This is a genomic window from Enterocloster sp. 210928-DFI.2.20 (assembly GCF_020554465.1).
Classification (GTDB): domain Bacteria; phylum Bacillota; class Clostridia; order Lachnospirales; family Lachnospiraceae; genus Enterocloster; species Enterocloster bolteae.
Map to the genome: position 1 here is coordinate 457013 of NZ_JAJCHK010000001.1, position 19023 is coordinate 476035.

Annotated in this window: 18 protein-coding genes and 1 riboswitch; of the genes, 11 read left to right on the top strand and 7 right to left on the bottom strand. The window is 51.9% G+C overall.

Annotated elements, in window-relative coordinates; genetic code table 11:
• Positions 1–9: 9 nt before the first annotated feature.
• The 7 genes from LI015_RS02075 (at position 10) to LI015_RS02105 (ending at position 6472) form a co-directional block, all read left to right on the top strand.
• Positions 10–1197 carry a phosphopentomutase gene (locus LI015_RS02075; protein WP_002589746.1) on the top strand — a complete coding sequence of 396 codons (1188 nt, stop codon included), beginning with the start codon at positions 10–12 and terminating at the stop codon, positions 1195–1197.
• Positions 1198–1265: 68 nt separating this feature from the next.
• Positions 1266–1901, top strand: coding sequence for a deoxyribose-phosphate aldolase (deoC, locus tag LI015_RS02080; protein ID WP_002571845.1), 636 nt, complete (start codon positions 1266–1268; stop codon positions 1899–1901).
• A 117-nt stretch (positions 1902–2018) separates the two neighbouring features.
• Positions 2019–2921, top strand: a complete 903-nt coding sequence (locus tag LI015_RS02085) for a DMT family transporter (RefSeq protein ID WP_117626695.1) — start codon at positions 2019–2021, stop codon at positions 2919–2921.
• A gap of 122 nt (positions 2922–3043) precedes the next feature.
• Entirely contained in the window at positions 3044–3796 is a 753-nt protein-coding gene (locus LI015_RS02090) for an SIR2 family NAD-dependent protein deacylase (RefSeq protein ID WP_002567757.1), read from the top strand.
• Between the two features lie 96 nt (positions 3797–3892).
• Positions 3893–4471 (top strand): L,D-transpeptidase family protein, encoded by a 579-nt coding sequence (locus LI015_RS02095; protein ID WP_002567756.1) that lies wholly within the window; start codon positions 3893–3895, stop codon positions 4469–4471.
• Positions 4472–4681: 210 nt separating this feature from the next.
• Positions 4682–4945 (top strand): CD3324 family protein, encoded by a 264-nt coding sequence (locus LI015_RS02100; RefSeq protein WP_054354017.1) that lies wholly within the window; start codon positions 4682–4684, stop codon positions 4943–4945.
• 201 nt (positions 4946–5146) lie between these two features.
• Entirely contained in the window at positions 5147–6472 is a 1326-nt protein-coding gene (locus LI015_RS02105; RefSeq protein WP_227123921.1) for a hypothetical protein, read from the top strand.
• Positions 6473–6564: 92 nt separating this feature from the next.
• Here LI015_RS02105 and LI015_RS02110 read toward each other — a convergent pair whose 3' ends face one another.
• Positions 6565–8022 (bottom strand): sodium:solute symporter family protein, encoded by a 1458-nt coding sequence (locus LI015_RS02110; protein WP_002565469.1) that lies wholly within the window; start codon positions 8020–8022, stop codon positions 6565–6567.
• Positions 8023–8217: 195 nt separating this feature from the next.
• On the opposite strand from LI015_RS02110, the gene LI015_RS02115 reads away from it, so the two are divergent.
• The 4 genes from LI015_RS02115 to cytX all read left to right on the top strand — a co-directional run bounded on the left by LI015_RS02115 (position 8218) and on the right by cytX (position 12603).
• The gene (locus LI015_RS02115) at positions 8218–8925 is read left to right on the top strand and encodes a LytR/AlgR family response regulator transcription factor (RefSeq protein ID WP_002565468.1); all 708 of its coding nucleotides are present in this window, start codon (positions 8218–8220) and stop codon (positions 8923–8925) included.
• Positions 8926–8932: 7 nt separating this feature from the next.
• A complete protein-coding gene (locus LI015_RS02120) occupies positions 8933–10237 on the top strand; it encodes a sensor histidine kinase (protein ID WP_227123923.1) in 1305 nt (434 codons plus the stop codon).
• Between the two features lie 79 nt (positions 10238–10316).
• Positions 10317–10426: riboswitch (TPP riboswitch) on the top strand.
• A 149-nt stretch (positions 10427–10575) separates the two neighbouring features.
• Positions 10576–11367 (top strand): bifunctional hydroxymethylpyrimidine kinase/phosphomethylpyrimidine kinase, encoded by a 792-nt coding sequence (gene thiD, locus LI015_RS02125; protein ID WP_002565466.1) that lies wholly within the window; start codon positions 10576–10578, stop codon positions 11365–11367.
• Between the two features lie 12 nt (positions 11368–11379).
• A complete protein-coding gene (gene cytX, locus LI015_RS02130; protein WP_002571853.1) occupies positions 11380–12603 on the top strand; it encodes a putative hydroxymethylpyrimidine transporter CytX in 1224 nt (407 codons plus the stop codon).
• 90 nt (positions 12604–12693) lie between these two features.
• On the opposite strand, the gene LI015_RS02135 is transcribed toward cytX, so the two are convergent.
• The 6 genes from LI015_RS02135 to LI015_RS02160 all read right to left on the bottom strand — a co-directional run bounded on the left by LI015_RS02135 (position 12694) and on the right by LI015_RS02160 (position 18885).
• Positions 12694–14364 (bottom strand): recombinase family protein, encoded by a 1671-nt coding sequence (locus LI015_RS02135; RefSeq protein WP_330628578.1) that lies wholly within the window; start codon positions 14362–14364, stop codon positions 12694–12696.
• A 77-nt stretch (positions 14365–14441) separates the two neighbouring features.
• Positions 14442–14747: a hypothetical protein gene (locus LI015_RS02140; protein ID WP_013379447.1), complete on the bottom strand. Its 306-nt coding sequence runs from the start codon at positions 14745–14747 to the stop codon at positions 14442–14444.
• Positions 14748–14766: 19 nt separating this feature from the next.
• The gene (locus LI015_RS02145) at positions 14767–16029 is read right to left on the bottom strand and encodes a plasmid recombination protein (protein ID WP_227123926.1); all 1263 of its coding nucleotides are present in this window, start codon (positions 16027–16029) and stop codon (positions 14767–14769) included.
• A gap of 327 nt (positions 16030–16356) precedes the next feature.
• Positions 16357–16578: an LLM class flavin-dependent oxidoreductase gene (locus tag LI015_RS02150; protein ID WP_227123928.1), complete on the bottom strand. Its 222-nt coding sequence runs from the start codon at positions 16576–16578 to the stop codon at positions 16357–16359.
• Positions 16579–17000: 422 nt separating this feature from the next.
• Positions 17001–18296, bottom strand: a complete 1296-nt coding sequence (locus LI015_RS02155; protein WP_227123931.1) for a DNA primase family protein — start codon at positions 18294–18296, stop codon at positions 17001–17003.
• The gene (locus LI015_RS02160; protein ID WP_227123933.1) at positions 18271–18885 is read right to left on the bottom strand and encodes a CHC2 zinc finger domain-containing protein; all 615 of its coding nucleotides are present in this window, start codon (positions 18883–18885) and stop codon (positions 18271–18273) included. The genes LI015_RS02155 and LI015_RS02160 overlap by 26 nt, the downstream gene beginning before the upstream one ends.
• Positions 18886–19023: the final 138 nt, after the last annotated feature.

Genomic DNA, 19023 nt, shown 5'->3' on the forward strand with positions numbered 1-19023 from the left:
GGTCGTAAGATGGGAAAATATAAACGTATCTTTGTTGTGGTCCTGGATTCACTTGGAATCGGGGCAGTGGAGGATTCACCGGAATATGGAGACGTGGGGGTGGACACCCTGGGACATATTGCCCGGGAGGTTCCGGGGCTTAAGATTCCGAATCTGAAAAAGCTGGGCATGGTCAACCTGCACCCCTTAGAGGGTATGGAGCCGGCAGAACACCCCTTGGGACGTTACATGCGTCTGAAGGAGAGAAGCCGTGGCAAGGACACCATGACGGGACACTGGGAGATGATGGGGCTTCTTGTGACCACGCCCTTCCAGACATTTACCAGCCACGGTTTTCCGAAGGAACTGATAGACGAGCTGGAGAAGCGGACCGGACGTAAAATCATCGGCAACAAGAGCGCCAGCGGAACGGAAATCCTGGATGAACTGGCGGAGGAGGAGATTCGGGAAGGCCATCTGATCGTGTATACTTCCGCTGATTCCGTGCTTCAGATATGCGGCAACGAGGAGACCATGGGACTTGACAACCTGTATCACTACTGCGAGATTGCCAGGGAACTGACCCTGCGGGATGAGTGGAAGGTGGGACGTGTCATTGCCAGGCCCTATACCGGCATGAAGAAGGGCGAGTTCAGGCGCACCTCCAACCGCCATGATTACGCGCTGAAGCCATATGGAAGGACTGCCCTCAACGCCCTTAAGGACGCGGGATATGATGTGGTGTCCATTGGCAAGATATACGATATTTTTGACGGCGAGGGTCTGACTCAGTCCAACCATTCCAACTCGTCTGTCCACGGCATGGAGCAGACCATCCAGTATGCTAAAACGGATTTCAACGGGCTTTGTTTTGTGAACCTGGTGGATTTTGACGCCCTGTGGGGACACCGCCGCAATCCGGAAGGGTACGGCAGGGAGCTGGAGCGCTTTGATGAAAAGCTGGGAGAGCTGCTTCCGCTTCTGGGGGAGGACGATCTTCTGATTCTCACCGCGGACCATGGAAACGACCCCACCTATACAGGCACGGACCACACCAGGGAACAGGTGCCGTTCATCGCCTATTCTCCCTCCATGGAGGGCGGAAAGGACCTGGGCAGCGCAGATACATTTGCAGTCATCGGAGCCACGGTTGCTGACAACTTTGGGGTGAAGATGCCGGAAGGCACCATAGGGACTTCGGTTCTGAACGAATTGTAATTTGGAAGAATGCCTCTTGGATTTTTCCCCGGGGGCAGCTGACTGACGGATAGAAAGGATAGAAAATAATGGATAAGAAGGACATTTTAAGCAGGGTAGACCACACGCTGTTAAAGCAGACAGCTACCTGGGAGCAGATAGAAAAGCTGTGCAGGGAAGGCTTGGAATACGCCGCCGCCTCTGTGTGCATTCCTCCCTGTTATGTGAAGCAGGCAAAGGATTTTGTGGGGGATAAGCTGGCTGTCTGCACCGTAATCGGATTTCCCAACGGCAACATGACCACCGCGGTGAAGGTGTTCGAGACAGAGGACGCGGTGAAGAACGGTGCGGACGAAATTGATATGGTCATCAACATCGGCCTTGTAAAGGCGGGACATTACGACCAGGTCCTGGATGAAATCAGACAGATTAAGGCTGCCTGCGGCGGCAGATGCCTGAAGGTCATTATCGAGACCTGCCTTCTGACAGAGGAAGAGAAGAAGGAAATGTGCCGTGTGGTCACGGAGTCAGGGGCGGATTTCATCAAGACTTCCACCGGATTTTCCACAGCCGGCGCAACGCCGGAGGACGTGGCCCTTATGAGGAAGTACTCAGGCCCCGAGGTCAAGGTCAAGGCAGCCGGCGGAATCGCATCCATTGAAGATGCACAGCGTTTCATAGAGCTGGGCGCAGACCGGCTGGGAACCAGCAGGCTGATTCCATAGGCGGCAGCCGGGCAATCAGCGGGAGTTATTCAAGAAAGTATCTGGACGCAGGAGCATTGGTGTGATAGAATTTCTACAGCAGTTTGGCTACCAATCACATAAGCGAGGATACATAAGATGAAATTGATGGAAAAACATCCATTGGTCATGATAATCATAGGAATAGCCGGTATATCATTATCGGCTATTTTTGTTAAATATTCCCAGGCTCCGTCTGTGGTCACAGCCCTTTACCGCCTGATGTGGACCGTGGCGCTGATGACGCCTGTGGTTTTGGGACGGAAGGACTGCAGGCGGGAACTGAGGGAAACGGACAGAAAGACAGTCCTGCTGTGCGGGGCCAGCGGAGTGTTCCTGGCCCTGCATTTTACGGCATGGTTCGAGTCGCTGAACCAGACTTCAGTGGCCAGTTCCACTGCCATTGTGTGCACGGAGGTTATATGGGTGGCGCTGGGATACTGTCTGTTCATGAAGGGGAAGATATCTGTGCCTGCCGGCGTAAGTATCCTTGTGACGGTGGGCGGAAGCCTTCTGATTGCCTTTTCTGACTACTCCGCCGGGGGAAACCATTTGTACGGGGATGTGCTGGCCCTTGCCGCGGCTGTATTCTGCGCCGTATACACCCTCATTGGGCGTCAGGCCAGGGGTTATATGTCCACCACGATTTATACCTACATTGTCTATGTGTTCTGCGCCCTGGCCCTGGGGCTGGCAACTGCTTTTAGCGGACTGGCCTTTACGGGATACGGAGTGAGGTCCGTGGTTGTGGGCCTGCTTCTCAGCGTGTGCTCCACTCTTTTGGGGCACAGTATTTTCAGCTGGTGCCTGAAATTCTTTTCCCCTTCCTTTGTATCTGCCTCCAAGCTGTGCGAGCCTGTGGCTGCTGCTGTCTTTGCGCTTTTTCTGTTCAGGGAAGTACCCGCGCCCCTGCAGATAGCGGGGGGTGTGGTGACAATCGGGGGCGTTCTCCTTTATTCTCAGGTGGAAAAGAAAGAAAATGACGTTTTAAAAGGAAAATAGTAAGATAAAACTGCCAAAAAAGGTGGAAATTATCTGGAAAAAATTATATAATAGTGATAATAAGTAACAGTTGTAACCTCCCGGGAGGCATTTGCTGGGTTGGACTGGAAGGGGGTATCACTATGAATGAAAAAATAGCTCAGTTAAGAAAGATTCTGGATGATAGTACCTATACTGTGGCTCTCTGTGGTTCCGGTATGATGGAAGAGGGCGGTTTCATCGGTATTAAGAAGCAGGATAAGGCTTATGACATTGAGAACCGGTATGGCTACGGTGTTGAGGAAATGTATACCAGTGCATTTTATAATACCCGTCCGGAGCAGTTTTTCGAGTTCTACAAAAAGGAGATGCTTCACAACGCGCCAGGGGACACTGCTTCCGGCCCGGCCCTGGCTGCCATGGAGAGGGCCGGAAAGCTCCAATGCATCATAGACAGCAACATCTATGACAAGGCCCGCAGGGGCGGCTGCCGTCATGTCATAAACCTTCACGGAAGTATTTACCAGAACCAGTGCCCCAGATGTAAGAAAAAGTATCCCATCGGATATATGGCGGGTGCAAAGCGGGTGCCAATCTGCAGGGACTGCAATGTTCCCATACGGCCCATGATTTCCCTGATTGGAGAGATGGTGGACAGCCAGAACATGACTAAGACCACGGAGGAGATAACAAAGGCAGATACCCTGCTGCTGTTGGGGACTACCCTGGCTTCCGAGGTGTTCTGCCAGTACATACAGTATTTTGCCGGGAGGAGCATGGTAATCATACATAAGCAGGAGCACTATCTGGATAAGGACGCCAATCTGGTGATATTGGACCATCCCATGAATGTGCTGCCCCAGCTGGGGTATGGGGAGGAGAAAACGGAAGAATAGATATATTTTCCTTTCGATTTTCTTACATTGGTTTAGAATTTGGGATTATATGGTATACTAAACCAAATAGAAATAAGCGTAAGGAGATGGAACAGGATGAAATTCAGAAAATGTGCTGCTGCCGGAGTGCTGGCACTGTGCCTGGCGGCGGCCGGTCCTCTGAGCGCCCTGGCCGGGCAGAATGCAGGACCGGGGGCAGCTTACCAGCCTTCTGTCAATGGGGTGAACATCTATGTCAGCAAGATGGGAAATACGCTGACGCTGAAACAGTATGCCCAGACCATAGGAACCTGGCCCGTAAAGCTGGGACGGCGGTCCGAGACAGGGGACAAGGTGCAGGAGGGAGACGAAATCACGCCCTCCGGATCGTTCTATGTGTGCACAAGAAATGACCAGAGCATATGCTATCTGGCTCTGGGATTATCCTATCCCAATGCCGAGGATGCAGAGCGGGGCCTGAGAGACGGCCTGATTAATGAGGAACAGTATAATGCCATTGTGGAGGCAAACAAGGCAGGCATACAGCCGCCCTGGAATACTCCTTTAGGCGGGGCCATTGAGATACACGGGGACCAGGGAGGAGGAACCTCCGGCTGTATCGCGGTTACAAATGATGTGATGGATATTCTGTGGGAATACTGTCCTCTGGGAGTTCCGGTAACAGTTGGGCCGTAGTGATTCAGAGATACCGTTATCAGGCCTGGTTAAGGGATGAGGATGGTTTGGAAGGAGAGAATCATGTGCAGGAATAAAAAGAAAAACAACAATGTCTGGCTCCATGCAAAGCCTGTAAGCTCAGCGGCGCCTGCATGGAGTAATATGTGCCGCTGAGATGAATGCTGGCTTTGCTTCCTTAAGAGTGATGAAGATAAGGAGTGAGCCGACATGAAATATGTCAATGCAAAGGCAGTCCTCCCCTATCACCTGGTGGAGGAACTGCAGGAATACATACAGGCCGGATATATCTATATCCCGGCCAGGGAAGACCGGCACAGGGCCTGGGGTGAGCAAAGCGGCTGCCGCAGGGAGCTGGCGGAGCGGAACGCCGGAATCGTGGATGCTTACCGGCAGGGGGTATCCCTGGAGGAGCTGGGGGATAAGTACTGTCTTTCTGTCCACGCCATACGAAAAATTGTATATCAGAAGTAAACCATGGGGAGCCGCAGTGCGCGGCTCCCTTTTTCGGCAGGTTTGAGTGGCGTATATCAGGCTGATGCGGAAACCATAATACAGAATTCTACAGAAGAAAACAGTAGATTGCATATCCGTTTCCCGGGAGATAGGATAGAGTCACCGGAAATAAGGAAACAGAAATAAGAAAACAGAAATTAAGAAAAGAGGTGTTTTATCATGCAGACATGTAATATGGTGCAGGCCGGATATGGAGAGGCGGACATCACGCCGGATAATCCGTCTGAGATGGTGGGATTTTACCGTCCGGATAACCGTTCCAGGGGCGTGAGGGATTCTTTAAGGCTCCAGGCATTGGTATGGGAGGCTGACGGCGTCATGAGCGGCCTTATTGTCATTGACAGCCTGGGCTTTACAGTGGAGCTGTCCAATGTCCTGCGGGACAGGGCGGCTGCTGCGCTTCACACGGGAAGGGAGCGGATTATGGTATGCTTTTCCCATACTCACAGTGCGCCCAATGCAGCGGAGGAACCGGATTACTTTGAAATGGTATGCCGGCAGGCAGATACGGCTGTCCGGAAGGCCGCGGGAAAAATGAAATCCATGGAGGCGGCCTGGGGGATTGGGGAAAACACTGTGGGGGTGAACCGGAGGAATGAACCGGAGCAGATGGACGGGCGGTTAGGCATTTTAAAGCTGGCGGCCCGGGACGGAAAGGAACCGGAGGTCCTTCTTATTCGCGTGACAGCCCATGCAAATGTACTGTCCGGGGATAATTATTTTATCTCCGCAGATTATATGGGGGCCGCAAGGAAACGGCTGGAGGAAGCATACGGCTGCCCAGTGATGATGGTACAGGGAGCTGCCGGGGATATCCGTCCCAGATATCATCAGGACAACATGGAATATGTGGAGATTCACTGCTGGGAGATGGCCCGGAAAGGATTTTCACAGGAATACAGGCAAAAATATGTGCCCCAGAGCCGCCGGGCCCTGGAACAGATGGCGGAAGATATGTTCCGGTCCGTGGACGCTGTGTATGCCTCATTGGTGCTGATGCCCTTAGAGCGCGTGGAAATCCGCTCTTCCTTTTGCCGGTTTGCGGCTGATGTGCCGGACATGGAAAGGGCAGAGGAAATTGCAGAGGAGGCGGAGAGGGAAGGCGAAATTGACGGGAGGATGTGGCTGAAGGAGGTGAAGCGCCTTCTGAATGAAGGCATACAAAAGCAGTATGCTGACATAGAGATTCAGTATCTTTTTGTCAACCAGGGCTGTCTCTGCGGTGTTCCCAATGAGGCCATGTGCCGGATCGCCATTGATATTTGGAAGGAGGCAGAGGCACCGCTTCTGTTTTTCAACGGCTATACCAACGGATGCAGCAGCTATCTGCCCACCGCAGAAGAGTATGATAAGGGAGGATACGAGGTGCTGTGGTCCAACCTGGTATATTTTCCCTATCATGGCCGGGTCATGCCTTTAAACAGGGACACGGCCGGGAAAATGGCCGCGCAGGTGGTGGAGGATTGGAGGAAGAGCAGATCATAAAGCATCCTAAGAACCAGGAGTATCAATAGCAGACAGGGACTGTTTTCGCCGGCCATACACCGGTGGCAGACAGTCCCTGTAATGGTTAATAATTAATCATCTTCCTCAGGAGCCAGCTCCGTGGTCTCCTTCTCAGGCGGCATGGCCAGTGAGAAGATAATAAAGCAGATGAAGGCAGCCGCCAGACCCGGAATGATGGGCTGGCTGAACTTGATGCCGAAAAGCATCCCCTTTGAAATGTGTTCCAGATATACCACCACGATGGTGCCGGCGATCAGGGAGGCGATGGTGCCTGCCGTGGACGCCTTTTTCCAGTAATGTCCCATGACATATGGGAAGAAGGAACCGGCTGCTCTTAATGTGAAGCAGAACATCAGGATGGATACAATGCTCTGTGTGTTAAAGAGAGCGATGAACATGGAGGCCAGGCCCACCAGACACATGACGATTTTTGTAACCTTCATGACGGACTGGCTGGATGCATCCGGCTTCAGCACTGCCTTATAGATGTCATTGGCAAAGATGGAGCCTGCGCCAAGGAGATCGGAGTCAGAGCTGGACATGGTGGCGGAGATGATGCCTGCGAACAGAAGTCCGCATATAAGGGCCGGCATGGTGTTGATGGCAAGGACCGGCAGGGCGTAACGCGCGCCCACTGACTCAAACTGCGCGGAGCTGAATTTGCCCATATTGATTAGGGCCAGCGTGATGATGCCCAGGATGGTGGGAATAAAGGCGTAGATAAAGTTTACCAGGGCTGCCAGCCAGGCGCCGCCCTTGGCTGCCTTTTCGTCCCTGGCAGCGTAGAATCGCGACACAGCCTCCTGCCCTACGGAGAAAGTGGCTGTATACATGATTACAAGGGAGATAATTCCAAACAGATCATAGCCCTGGAACAGGCTCAATGTGCCCTCTGGTATGTTGGATGCAACATTGTCCCAGCCCCCCGCGTAATTCATGGCAAAGGGAACTGCGATAATCATGCCGATGACAATCAGGAATACCTGGACAAAGTCTGTCAGTGTAACGCTCCAGAGACCGCCCATGATGGAGTAGACCGTAACAACAACAGCTACAATGATAACAGCCACCTGGTAGTCAATATTCAGCATGGTGGACAGGATGACGGCAGAAGCAATGAACTGTCCGGCGGTAAGCCCCACCAGGGGAAGAAGCATGATGACGGCTGTTATAATTCCGCAGGATTTTCCGTAACGCCTGCGGAAATATTCAGGAACCGTCTTGACCGTGGCTGCCCTGAATTTGGGAGCCACGAAGCTGAGGATGATAAAGGCGATACCCATGGTGGTTATGTACCAGGACGCGCTGAGTCCGAAGCCTGACATACCGTTCTGTACCACGCCCAGGGAGCTGCCGCCGCCGATTTCCGTGGCTGCCAGGGTACCGGCCATGAGAAGCGGTCCCAGACGGCGTCCGGCCACCATGAAGTCGGTGTTGGTGGATATCTTGGTGGATGAGTACCAGCCAATCCACAGCATGAAAAGCAGGTAGACGATTACGATGATTGTTACAATTACATTTGAACCCATAAAACCCCTCCTGTTAAAATGTTTTTCTTACCTTTATTCTACCATAGGAGCCTGGGTGGAATAAGGACCATTTCTGCAGAAAATATACCGATTATGATACTTTGCAGGGGAACTTGACTTATGGCATAAATGCCAATAAAATATAGGATAGGCTGTGCGCCGTACAGCAGTTTTATGAGAGAGGGGGTCCCGGGTATGTATAATGTGGCTGTCTGTGACGATACAGAAGAGGAACGCCTTCAGGCAGCAGAATATGCCGGCCGTTTTTTTGAACGGGAAGGCATTGAGGTGCGTATAGATACATATGCCGCCGGAAGGGAGCTTCTGGAGTCGGGCAGGGAGTATGATTTGTATCTTCTGGATGTGCTGATGCCCGGAATGAGCGGCATTGACACCGCACAGGCCCTGGCGGAAGACAAGGATCATCCGGTGGTGGTATTTATCACATCGTCCCTGGAATCAGCTGTGGAGGGATACCGCGTGGAGGCAGCGGGATTTATTTTAAAGCCTGTGGAGGAAGAGAACTTTTGGTCCACCATGGAGCGTGTGGTGAGGCGCAGGCTGGGAGTGAAGAAGGCTGTTTTGTCCGTGGTCCATAACCGGGTGAATGTGGAGCTTCCCCTGGAGCGCCTGGCCTGGTTTGAGAACCGGCTTCACCGTGTTTTTGTGAAGCTGACGGATGGGGAAGTACTGTCCGTCAACCAGAAGCTGTCTGAGCTGCAGCTGGTTCTGGAACCCCATGCCCAGTTCCTGCGCTGCCATCAGAGTTACCTTGTGAATCTGGACTATGTGGACAAGCTGGAAGATTCCTGTTTTTACATGCGGGACGGACAGATGATTCCCATATCCAGGAACTTTTATAAACTGAGCAAGAATGCCTATTACCATTACCGTCTGAAATGAGGTACCTATGAACGACGCGGCATGTACTGTCTTTATGAATCTGATTAACCTGGCTGTGCGTATGATGCCCATTTTTGTATGCCTGGATCCAAAACACAGTTACAGGGAGAACATAGCAGCCATTTCCGCCTACCTGTGGGTCATCATGATATCCATGGAATCCATATTCCATATCAGCCCCCAGGTCTTTTTTGTGTTCCGGGGCATATTTTCCTGTCTTTACTTTCTGGTGCTCCTTGTCTTTTTTAAAGGAACCCTGCTTAAGAAAGGATTCCTGTACATATCCGCGTGGCTGTTCGCGGTCCTGTCCGCATCGCTGAACGAGTTTGCTGCCTGGATATTAAAGGGGCATGTGTCCCTGACATACGGACAAATCTGTGTGGCGGTATCCCTGCTGTGGGCCTGCGGGTTTTATGTGTTTGTGCGGTTTTGGCTGAGGGATAAGGTAAACCGGCTTTTTGACCAGTTATCCAGGCGATCCTGTTCCCTGCTGCTGACATACCCTTCTGTCTCCCTGTTCATCCTTTTTATCGGGAACAACACCATATTCTCATCGCGTTCCCTGGCTGAGCGGGGACTGGAGGACGTGCTGTTCTATCTGGCGCTGTGCATCATGATACTGGTGCTCTATGTGCTTATTCTGAGCAGCACCCTGGAAATCATGTGCCGCCGCAGGACAGAGGAGGAGCTGCAGTTTGCCAGGCAGCTTATCAGCCAGCAGAGGGAGCATTATAACCAGACCCTGGATTACATTGAACAGGTGCGCATCATCAAGCATGATTTCCGCCATCACATCCATGCCCTTCTGAACATGGACAGGGGAGAGCGGACCAATTACCTGATGAATCTGAAGAGGGAGCTGGACATGACGGCTGAGATGGTGTTCTGCCAGAACCAGGCCGTAAACGGGCTTTTGCAGGAGTATGCCTCCAGGGCAAGGCAGGATGGGGTGGAGTTCACTGCCAGGGTGGATTTAACCGCCCATGTACCGGTGGACGATTTGACCTTGTGCATTGTCACCGGCAACCTGCTGGAAAATGCCCTGGAAGCATGCCGCCGCCTGACAGGACCGCGCTTCATCCTGGTCCAGGCCAGGTGGCTGGACGACCACCTTATGATGCTGGTGGAAAATTCCTACAACGGGCAGATTAAGAAGAACGGAAGCAGGATACTGTCCAGCAAACGGGACGGCGGTCTGGGCATACTGAGCATAAAGCGCATACTGAACCAGCCGGGGGATGAGTTTGATGTGGATTACAATGACACCACCTTTACGGCCATGGTGAAAATCGTGGACAGGGCCCTGGGATAGGATGTACTTTCCGGCTCTTTTCCGGCTCAGGACAAGATAAAAGCATTGCAATCTTCCTGAAACCATGTATAATGGTAGTTGTAAATAAACGGGGAGCTCACTTAAGTGGGCTGAGAGTAAGCTGTTCATGCTTAGACCCATTACCTGATTTGGATAATGCCAACGTAGGGACCATAACGGACGATTGCCGGCGGAGCACCTGTTTTGGTGTTCCGCTTTTTTTGATATGCGGAACGATTCTGTGTGGTATCAGGCATGGGCGCCGGAGCTTCCCGGCGGCGGATTGGGGGCACCACCTTCCGCCGCTTTATAAAATTAATGCGAAAAGGAGAATGACAATGAAAACAGCATTAACAATCGCTGGAAGCGATTCCAGCGGAGGCGCCGGTATCCAGGCAGACATCAAGACCATGACCGCTCACGGGGTATATGCCATGAGCGCCATAACGGCACTAACTGCCCAGAATACAACCGGCGTAACAGGAATCATGGAGGTAACTCCATCTTTTTTAAAGGAACAGTTAGACGACATATTTACGGATATCTTCCCGGATGCAGTAAAAATCGGGATGGTTTCCTCCGGCGGCCTGATAGAGGCCATCGGGGACAGGCTGGCATTTTACAGGGCTGCCAATGTGGTGGTGGATCCGGTTATGGTATCCACCAGCGGTTCCCGTCTGATCAGCAGTGAAGCCATAGAGGCGCTGAAGGAAGTCCTTCTTCCCATGGCAAACCTGCTGACTCCCAATATCCCGGAGGCAGAGGTGCTGTCAGGAATGGAGATACATAATCCCGGCGACATGGAGACGGCGGCCAGGGCCATCGGGGAGGGCTACGGATGCGCCGTGCTTCTTAAGGGCGGCCACCAGCTCAATGATGCCAACGATCTGCTGTACCGGGACAAGAAGCTGAAATGGTTTAAAGGCAGGCGGATTGACAATCCCAATACCCATGGGACAGGCTGTACCCTGTCCAGCGCCATTGCCTCCAACCTGGCCAAGGGCATGGATATGGACCTGGCCGTGGAGCGGGCCAAGGTATATCTCTCAGGCGCGCTGGAAGCCCAGCTGGACCTGGGAAAGGGAAGCGGACCAATGAATCATGGATTTGCCATCCGGGGCGAGTATTAAGGGGGAATGAGCATGAAGGAAAAGATAAGTATAAAGGAAAAAGGGACCTCCGTGTCTGCCAACAGCCTTATATGGTTTGGGGCAGGGGTATCCATAGCTGAGATACTGACAGGCACATATCTGGCGCCGCTGGGATTTGGAAAGGGGCTGGCAGCCATTGTGCTGGGCCATGTGATTGGCTGCGCCCTGCTGTTCATGGCAGGACTCATCGGCGGATATACCAGGCGCAGCTCCATGGAAACAGTGAAGATGAGCTTTGGGCAGAAAGGAAGCCTGCTGTTTTGCGGGCTTAATGTCCTGCAGCTGGTGGGCTGGACCTCCATCATGATTTATGACGGCGGGCTGGCTGCCAACGGCATTTTTAACGCAGGCCTGTGGGTCTGGTGCCTGGTGATTGGCGGTCTGATTCTGGTGTGGCTTTTAATTGGAATCAGGAACCTGGGAAAAATCAATACGGCAGCCATGGCAGCGCTGTTTGTGCTGACTCTCATCCTGTGCAGGGTTATATTTGCCGGCAGCGGGGAGCCGTCCATGGAGGCAGACAGTTCCCTGAGCTTTGGGGCCGCAGTTGAATTATCGGTGGCCATGCCGCTGTCCTGGCTGCCCTTAATAAGCGATTATACAAGGGAGGCCGAGAAACCCTTCAGGGCAACGGCTGCCAGCGCCCTGGTCTACGGCCTGGTGAGCTGCTTTATGTATGTCATCGGAATGGGAGCAGCCATCTACACGGGCGAATATGATATATCTGTTATCATGGTCAAGGCAGGACTGGGAGCAGCAGGGCTTCTCATTATTGTGCTGTCCACCGTGACCACCACATTCCTGGACGCTTATTCTGCCGGTGTATCCAGCGTGTCCATCACACACCGGATTAAGGAAAAATGGGCGGCAGTGGCAGTGACCATTGCCGGCACCGCCGCAGCCATGGTATACCCCATGGATAATATTACGGATTTCCTTTATCTGATTGGATCTGTGTTTGCCCCTATGATTGCTATTCAGATTGCGGATTATTTTATCATCAGGCAGGACCATGAGGCGGAGGAGGCCAATCTGCCGAACCTGCTGATCTGGCTGGCTGGTTTTGTAATCTACCGCATACTGATGCGGGTGGATACACCTGTGGGAAGCACCCTTCCCGACATGGCGGTCACCGTGGTTCTGTGCGTGGTGTGCCGCAGGGTGATGTCTGCCTGCTGCGCACTGCCCGGACGGGAAAATGTGACAAAAGTATGATATTTCTATAAAGTCCTTTACGGGAAGGCTTAATAGTGATAAGGTACTATTTAGCTTTGCAAGGGACAGAGAACGGTGTGACCGCAATGGTCACGCCGTTTTTCTGCGTCCAGGGGTAGATTTCGCAACAACAGGCTCGGAAATCACAGGAATCTCTACATCATCCACGAAGTTGAAATAGATTTTTACCTTCTGTACCCGCTTGCCACTGGATTTGTCCGGTGCAAACACCTCGATTTTTTTGATATACTCATTGACTATCGTAGGTGTCAATTCCGGCACATCCACATACTTCTGGGTCAGAGCGACAAAGGCGTCTACATCTGCACTCATGGTTTCCCGCGTTTCCAGCCATTCTTCCGTCACTTCGATTTCGAGCTTTAACCGTTCCTGTTCTGCCTCGTAATCGGCGGTCATTTTCTTGTACCGCTCCTTGTTCAGATCGCCCAGGACAAAATCCTCATAGAGTCGGGACAGAAGAACATCCAAGTCAGCCAGCCGCTTCTTGGCCTGTTCCACTCGCTTCCGATCTTCACGGATGTTGCGTTCCTGATCGGAACGGCGGCATTGCAGCCACTCCTCCTGAAAGCCCTCCACGTCCTGCCGGATATAGGCATTGACCGCACGGATGCGTTCCAACACCAGTTCCCGCAGTACATCTTCCCGGATATAGTGGGCAGAACAGGTGCCTCGGCCGCTTTTGTAGCTGGAGCATACATAATGGTCTTGCTTGCCGTCAAAGCTCTTGCAGGTAGCAAAGTGCAGCTTGTTCCCACAATCGGGACAGAACAGAAGCCCGGAGAACAATCCTTGCCGTTCCGCTTTTGTGGGACGGCGTTTGTTTTTTCGCAGCTCCTGCACTCTGTCCCACTGAGCCTGAGAAACGATTGCTTCCTGCGTATCAGGGAAGATACACATATCTTCGATGGCATTGGGAATTCGCTTCTTCAGCTTATAGGACTTGGAATAGGTCTTGAAATTGCAGGTACAGCCGGTGTACTCCATCCGCTCCAGAATACCCGCAACCGATTGACCAATCCAATGGTAAGGGCGCTCCGGCATCTTCTTGCGCTTTTTCGGGTCAGGATGGTTTTCCGACTGTTTGGCATACAGCGCCTTGGTAGTCAGCACCTTATCCTGCTCCAGTATACGGGCAATCTGTTCCGGCCCCTTGCCGTCAATGGCAAAGTCAAAGATGCGCTTGACTACTGGGGCGGCATCCTCGTCAATGATCCAATGGTCTTTATCGGCTGGGTCAGTGCGATAGCCATAGGGCGGTTTTCCCAGATGCTTTCCGCTGGTGCCTTTTTGGCGGAATACGACACGCACTTTTTTACTGGTGTCCCGTGGATACCATTCGTTGAACAAATTGCGAATAGCGGCAAAACCATCGCTGTCACCACGTTCGCTGTCCACACCGTCATTGACGGCAATGAAACGTACATCGTAGCTGGGGAAAATAATGTCCGTGTACTGCCCAACGGTCAGATAATCTCGGCCAAACCTGCTGAGATCTTTGACCAGCCAGCAACCGACAAGACCCTGCTTAACCAGCGCAAAGCCTTCCTGTACGCCGGGACGGTCAAAATTGGTTCCCGTATATCCGTCATCCACCAGAATTTTCAGGTTGGTGTAGCCATGCTCGGCTGCGTACCGGGTTAAAAACTCTTTTTGATTCTGTATCGAATTTGATTCTCCATCCAGTGCATCCTCATTGCTTAGGCGGCAGTACAGGATGGTGATTTTCTGCTGATCCAACATAGCGTCCTCCTTTACGGTTGGGTCAGCTGACAGAATCGGTGTGCATGGTGATATTGTAGCATGAATTTGAGTCTGTGTCATGAACAAAGCGCCTCCTTATCCGAGAAAATGAGCCGTTTTACCTTGTGGGTAAGCGGCTCATTTCCGTCACATACAGTCTCCAGCAGATACCAGGTATTTCCGATTTTTCGCTCTACCGTACCTGTAAAAGGATTCATTCGGTTTTCCCAGCGTTTCCGGCATTCTTCCAGAAAATCAATCGGCGGCTCAAAAATTGGGTCAAAGCAGGATTCGATGTCGATTTCGGCACAAGCGTTAATCAGCTTTTCCGAAGGAGAATCATCGAGCACCAGCTTATTGAGTTTTGTTGTCAGATTGGTCATAAGCAAAAATTCCTTTCTGTTAAAGTTCCATATCTTGCGATTTGCGGCGAGAAAGTTGATCGTGCTGCTTTATTTGCCGGGTCCGGGTCAAAATGGCGTCAAGAAAAGCCCGCACCTTTTCGGGTGCGAGCTTGACAGCTTCCAGATAAGGCCGTGCCTGTTCTTTTAGCGATTCATATCGCTGTTTCCAGACAGCGGCACTTTTTTGTGCGCTTTGCAGTTTTTCTTCCAAACGGCTGTTTTCCGCCTTGGCAAGAATCCCATTGACCGCATAGTCTTTGAGCGTATCGCACTCAGATGGAGTGAAAGTGACATTGCCGGTGATCGTCTTTTTCCCCATAGAACGGATTTCCTGTACAGTCAAGGCGGTGGTACGCTGCTCTTTGGTCTGTCTTTGCAGGGATTGCAGCTCTTTTTGCTTTTTCTCAACAGCAGCCTGTGCGGTGTCCAGCGCCTGCTCTGTCTGAGCGATTTGGACGGTCACATCTTCCAGCCGCTGCTGCTCCTGTGCCACCTTGAACTGGGTCACCGTCAAATGTTCCTCGGTGCTGCCACGCTCTCCACGCTCCACATCGGTATATCCGGCAGCTTTCATATGCTGGTAAAAATCATCCTGTAAAATCGAGTAGGATTTCTTTAGGACGGGCTTTCCATTTTTCTGTAAAACGGGATTCCCGGCTTCGTCCAGCGCCGGTTGGGACAGCCACTTTTTGCTGCGGCTGACCTGCATAATGGTCTCCTTGACCGTGCCCACCAAAGCCTTATCCTTGCACCGCTTCGACCAGAGAATCTGCTTTTCCACCACTGGGACATACACCACATGAAGGTGGTAGTGGTACACATCCTGTCCCAGAGCTTCCGACATGGCCCGGTTGATCTCATCAGCGTGCATGACGGCAGAGAGGATATACTGTTCGCCGCCCACAATCTTCACGGCGGCTTGATAGGCTTCGGCATAAAACTGTTTGGCAAACTCATAGCCGCCGTGATTGTGGAAATAGGCGGAGTTCACATCAAAAATCAGTTCTCCATAGTGGATGGCGTCCGGTTTCAGTCCACGGGTGGAGATCGTGCCAGAAGATTCCATCTGTGCAAACAGTTCCGTATAGCTGGCGGATGGCTTTTTGAAGTGGACGTTATAGCTGAGGCGTTCCGGGATAATATCCGGGTTGCGGTAGCTGTCTTTTTCCCGTTCATTGTGCTTTTGGGTGTTGCCGATGTCCTTGTCCGGGACATCCACATTTCTGGCGCTGATACGGTCGATTCCGTCGTTTCTGGCCATAAAAATCAGCTCCTTTCTGCTGTGTGGCAGACGACTGGGGGATGGGGATGCACTTCCTGCGGGAAGTGTAATAACCCACTATGACACTTTCATCCCAGAGGGCTGCAAAGTGCCGTGGGCTCTCCCGAGGGGCTCTCCGAGGGGGAATTGCGGTCATTGCGATGACCGCTGCTGGATACGGAAAATCCGTCTGCGCTCCTTTTCCATATCCAGCCCGAATGCCTGCTCTCCGACACCGGATCGCAGTCCTTCGTTGTCAGCGAAAACATCCGCTTTTTCGCTGACTGTCCATCAAAAGCGGTTCGCTGCTTTTAATGGGAACAGGGGTTACGGTTTGGCCCGTTTCTGCCAGATAAGGTCATAGCCGAGAGCATCAGCAAGCTCAACCGCTTCCACATACCGCAGAGACTCCCGCTGGAGCTTGTTGGACAGGTTGGAAACGCTGTCGCTCCAGCCGTAATTCTCGGAAAGCTGGTCAACAACCTCCTGCATCGTGCAGCCGGAACGCACGATGTACGACTTGATTTCATTTCTCAAATTGGATTTCATAGAAAACACCTCATTCTTTCGTAAACTCAGTTTTCCGTGAAGCATATTCGCTGCACGGTTCGGTAAACACGGATAACATTCAAAAAATTGCTCAGGATTGCGTCCATGAAGAACTGTCTGCAACAGCACCCCATCGACTTTACGATTAGGTGGGCTTGCCGCCGAAACGGTGAATAAAGCTGCCTTTCCGCATACCAGCGTCACTGTTCCGCAAATCACCGAATGATGATTTGTGTTCTGCTTACGGTAATCTTTTTCACTTTTTGCACAACCATTGACCGGAAAGCGGCTATTTTAGGAAATCTCTGAGCTGAACAATATAAAAATGAACTTTGAATTTTTGCGTTCGTGCGTTCCTCTGTTCCAAAAACTGCACCTAATCCGGAACGCATGAACGCATGAACAGAAGGTTTTGAGTTCCCTTACAACTCCATAGGCGAGAGCAGAACATAAATGCCCATATACCCCCGGCACCGCTTTCCGCCGCCGATGTGCAGATTGCTGACCGGCTCCAAATGATAGCGTTCTGCGTTTTGGCTGAGCTGGTTTGCGAAACTCTTTGGGGACAGTGGGTTTTCTGCGTTATCCTCACACCACCGCTTATAGGCAGCATACAGATTTTTGGTGCTGGCTTCATAATCGGCCTTGAATGCCACATAACCCTCAGAATCGAGGAAGTCCAGAATGTTGTTGGCATCCCGAACAGAGGAAGAGATATTGTCCTTGGCTCTCTGGCTGATGGTAAAGTGATAGTGATTGGCGATCAGCCGCCGCAGCCCCTCCAGCATCCAGAGGAAGATCCCCTCTTTTTCGGCAATCAGTTTCTCGGCAAGAAACGGATCATCGAACCGCTCCGCAGGCTTGTCCTTGGTGGTCAGAATAATCTGGCGGCGAAAGAAACCGTCGCTGCGGTCGTGAAGTGCAGTCAATGCCCCGTTGCCGAAACAGAGGAAACGAACATAAAGCTGTCCCTGATAGCTCTGTTCTTTCTTCCGTTCCAAATCCATCCGCAGTTCTGCTGTCACAATGGATTTTACATAGTTGGTTTTGGTCAAGGCGTTCATGTCCAGATCATCGTCCACCATCAGCAGCTTGCCTTCCAGGTCGGCTCTGGCAAAACGGTTGTTTTCTACCTTCTGGATAGAAGTGGTGTTCATGTTTAGCCCGAAAATGGCGTTCATCACCACACCAATCCGGCTTTTGCCCTCGCCGCCCTTGCCGATCAGCATAAGCATTTTCTGTCCTTTAGTGGACGGAATCAGGCAGTAGCCCAGATATTCCTGCAAGGCGGGAATATCCTCCAGCTCCAACAGTTCCGAAAGAAAACGCAGCCAGTGTTTCGGTGCGGGAGCATCAGCCCGATAGGACACCGGCAGGCGGTTGCTGCAATACTCTTTTTCCTCCGTGAAAGTACCGTCCAGGAAATACGTGCCGTTAGCCACATGGATACGGTCACATTGCAGGGGCAAAGGATCTGCGTATGCCGCCAACTTCAACGCTTTGATCACCTGTTCCACCGTCTGTGCAACCTTGGCATGAAGCCAGGGCGAGATTTCCTCATAAATCGTCCGCTTCAATTTGTTCTCATCCGGCAGCTGTCCATCCACGGTATAAAAGCGATCGTTGATGCAGTGCATGGGATGCCGGGACAGAAAATCCCGGCAGTATTCCGGCTCGACGATTTTCCTCTTATCATTGATCCATACAGGGTTGTTCATGGTATCGCTCCTCTCTCAGGCGGGCCTGTAATTTGCGGATGTATCCGTTTTCCGTTAGTTCGCCCACAATTTCACCTCGTTCATAGGAATCGCCTTGCAGCAGGATGTCCCGCTGAAACTCCACCCAGGGCAGACGGTGACAGGCTTCCACAAATCGCTTATCCAGCGCATCTTCCGGCGCTTGCGGCGCATACCGTTTTTTCCAATCCAGAAGCAGCCGCCGGTATTCGTTCAAAACAGAAAAGCACAGCTGCTCGTTTTCACGAAGCTGCTGTGCTTTGGTTTTCTGCTTCCATTTTTGACGAATGGATTCCGGCAAGGGCTTGTCCGGCGCAAGGTGAAAGTCCGACGCCAGTTTTCGGGCCGCATCATACAGCCGAATGTCAAAGAGCTTGGCAGTCAGGTCAATCACGTCTCCATGTTCCCCACAGGCAAAACAGTGGTAGTGGTCATCCGATACATACAGACTCGGATGACGATCATTGTGGAACGGGCAACAGGTCATACCGTTTCGCCTGACTTGCAGCCCATAGTGTTCAGCAGCTTGTCTTACAGTAACCGCTGCCTTTACCATCGTAAAAATATCCATCTCATGTTCCTCCTTCATCTTTGTACAGGTTTCTCCTGTCACCTCAATGTACGGAGAAAAAGGGCATAGTTCAAAAAATCCGTCAATTCTGCAAGAAAATAAAATACCGCTTCCAAAACTTGCAGAATTGCAAGATAG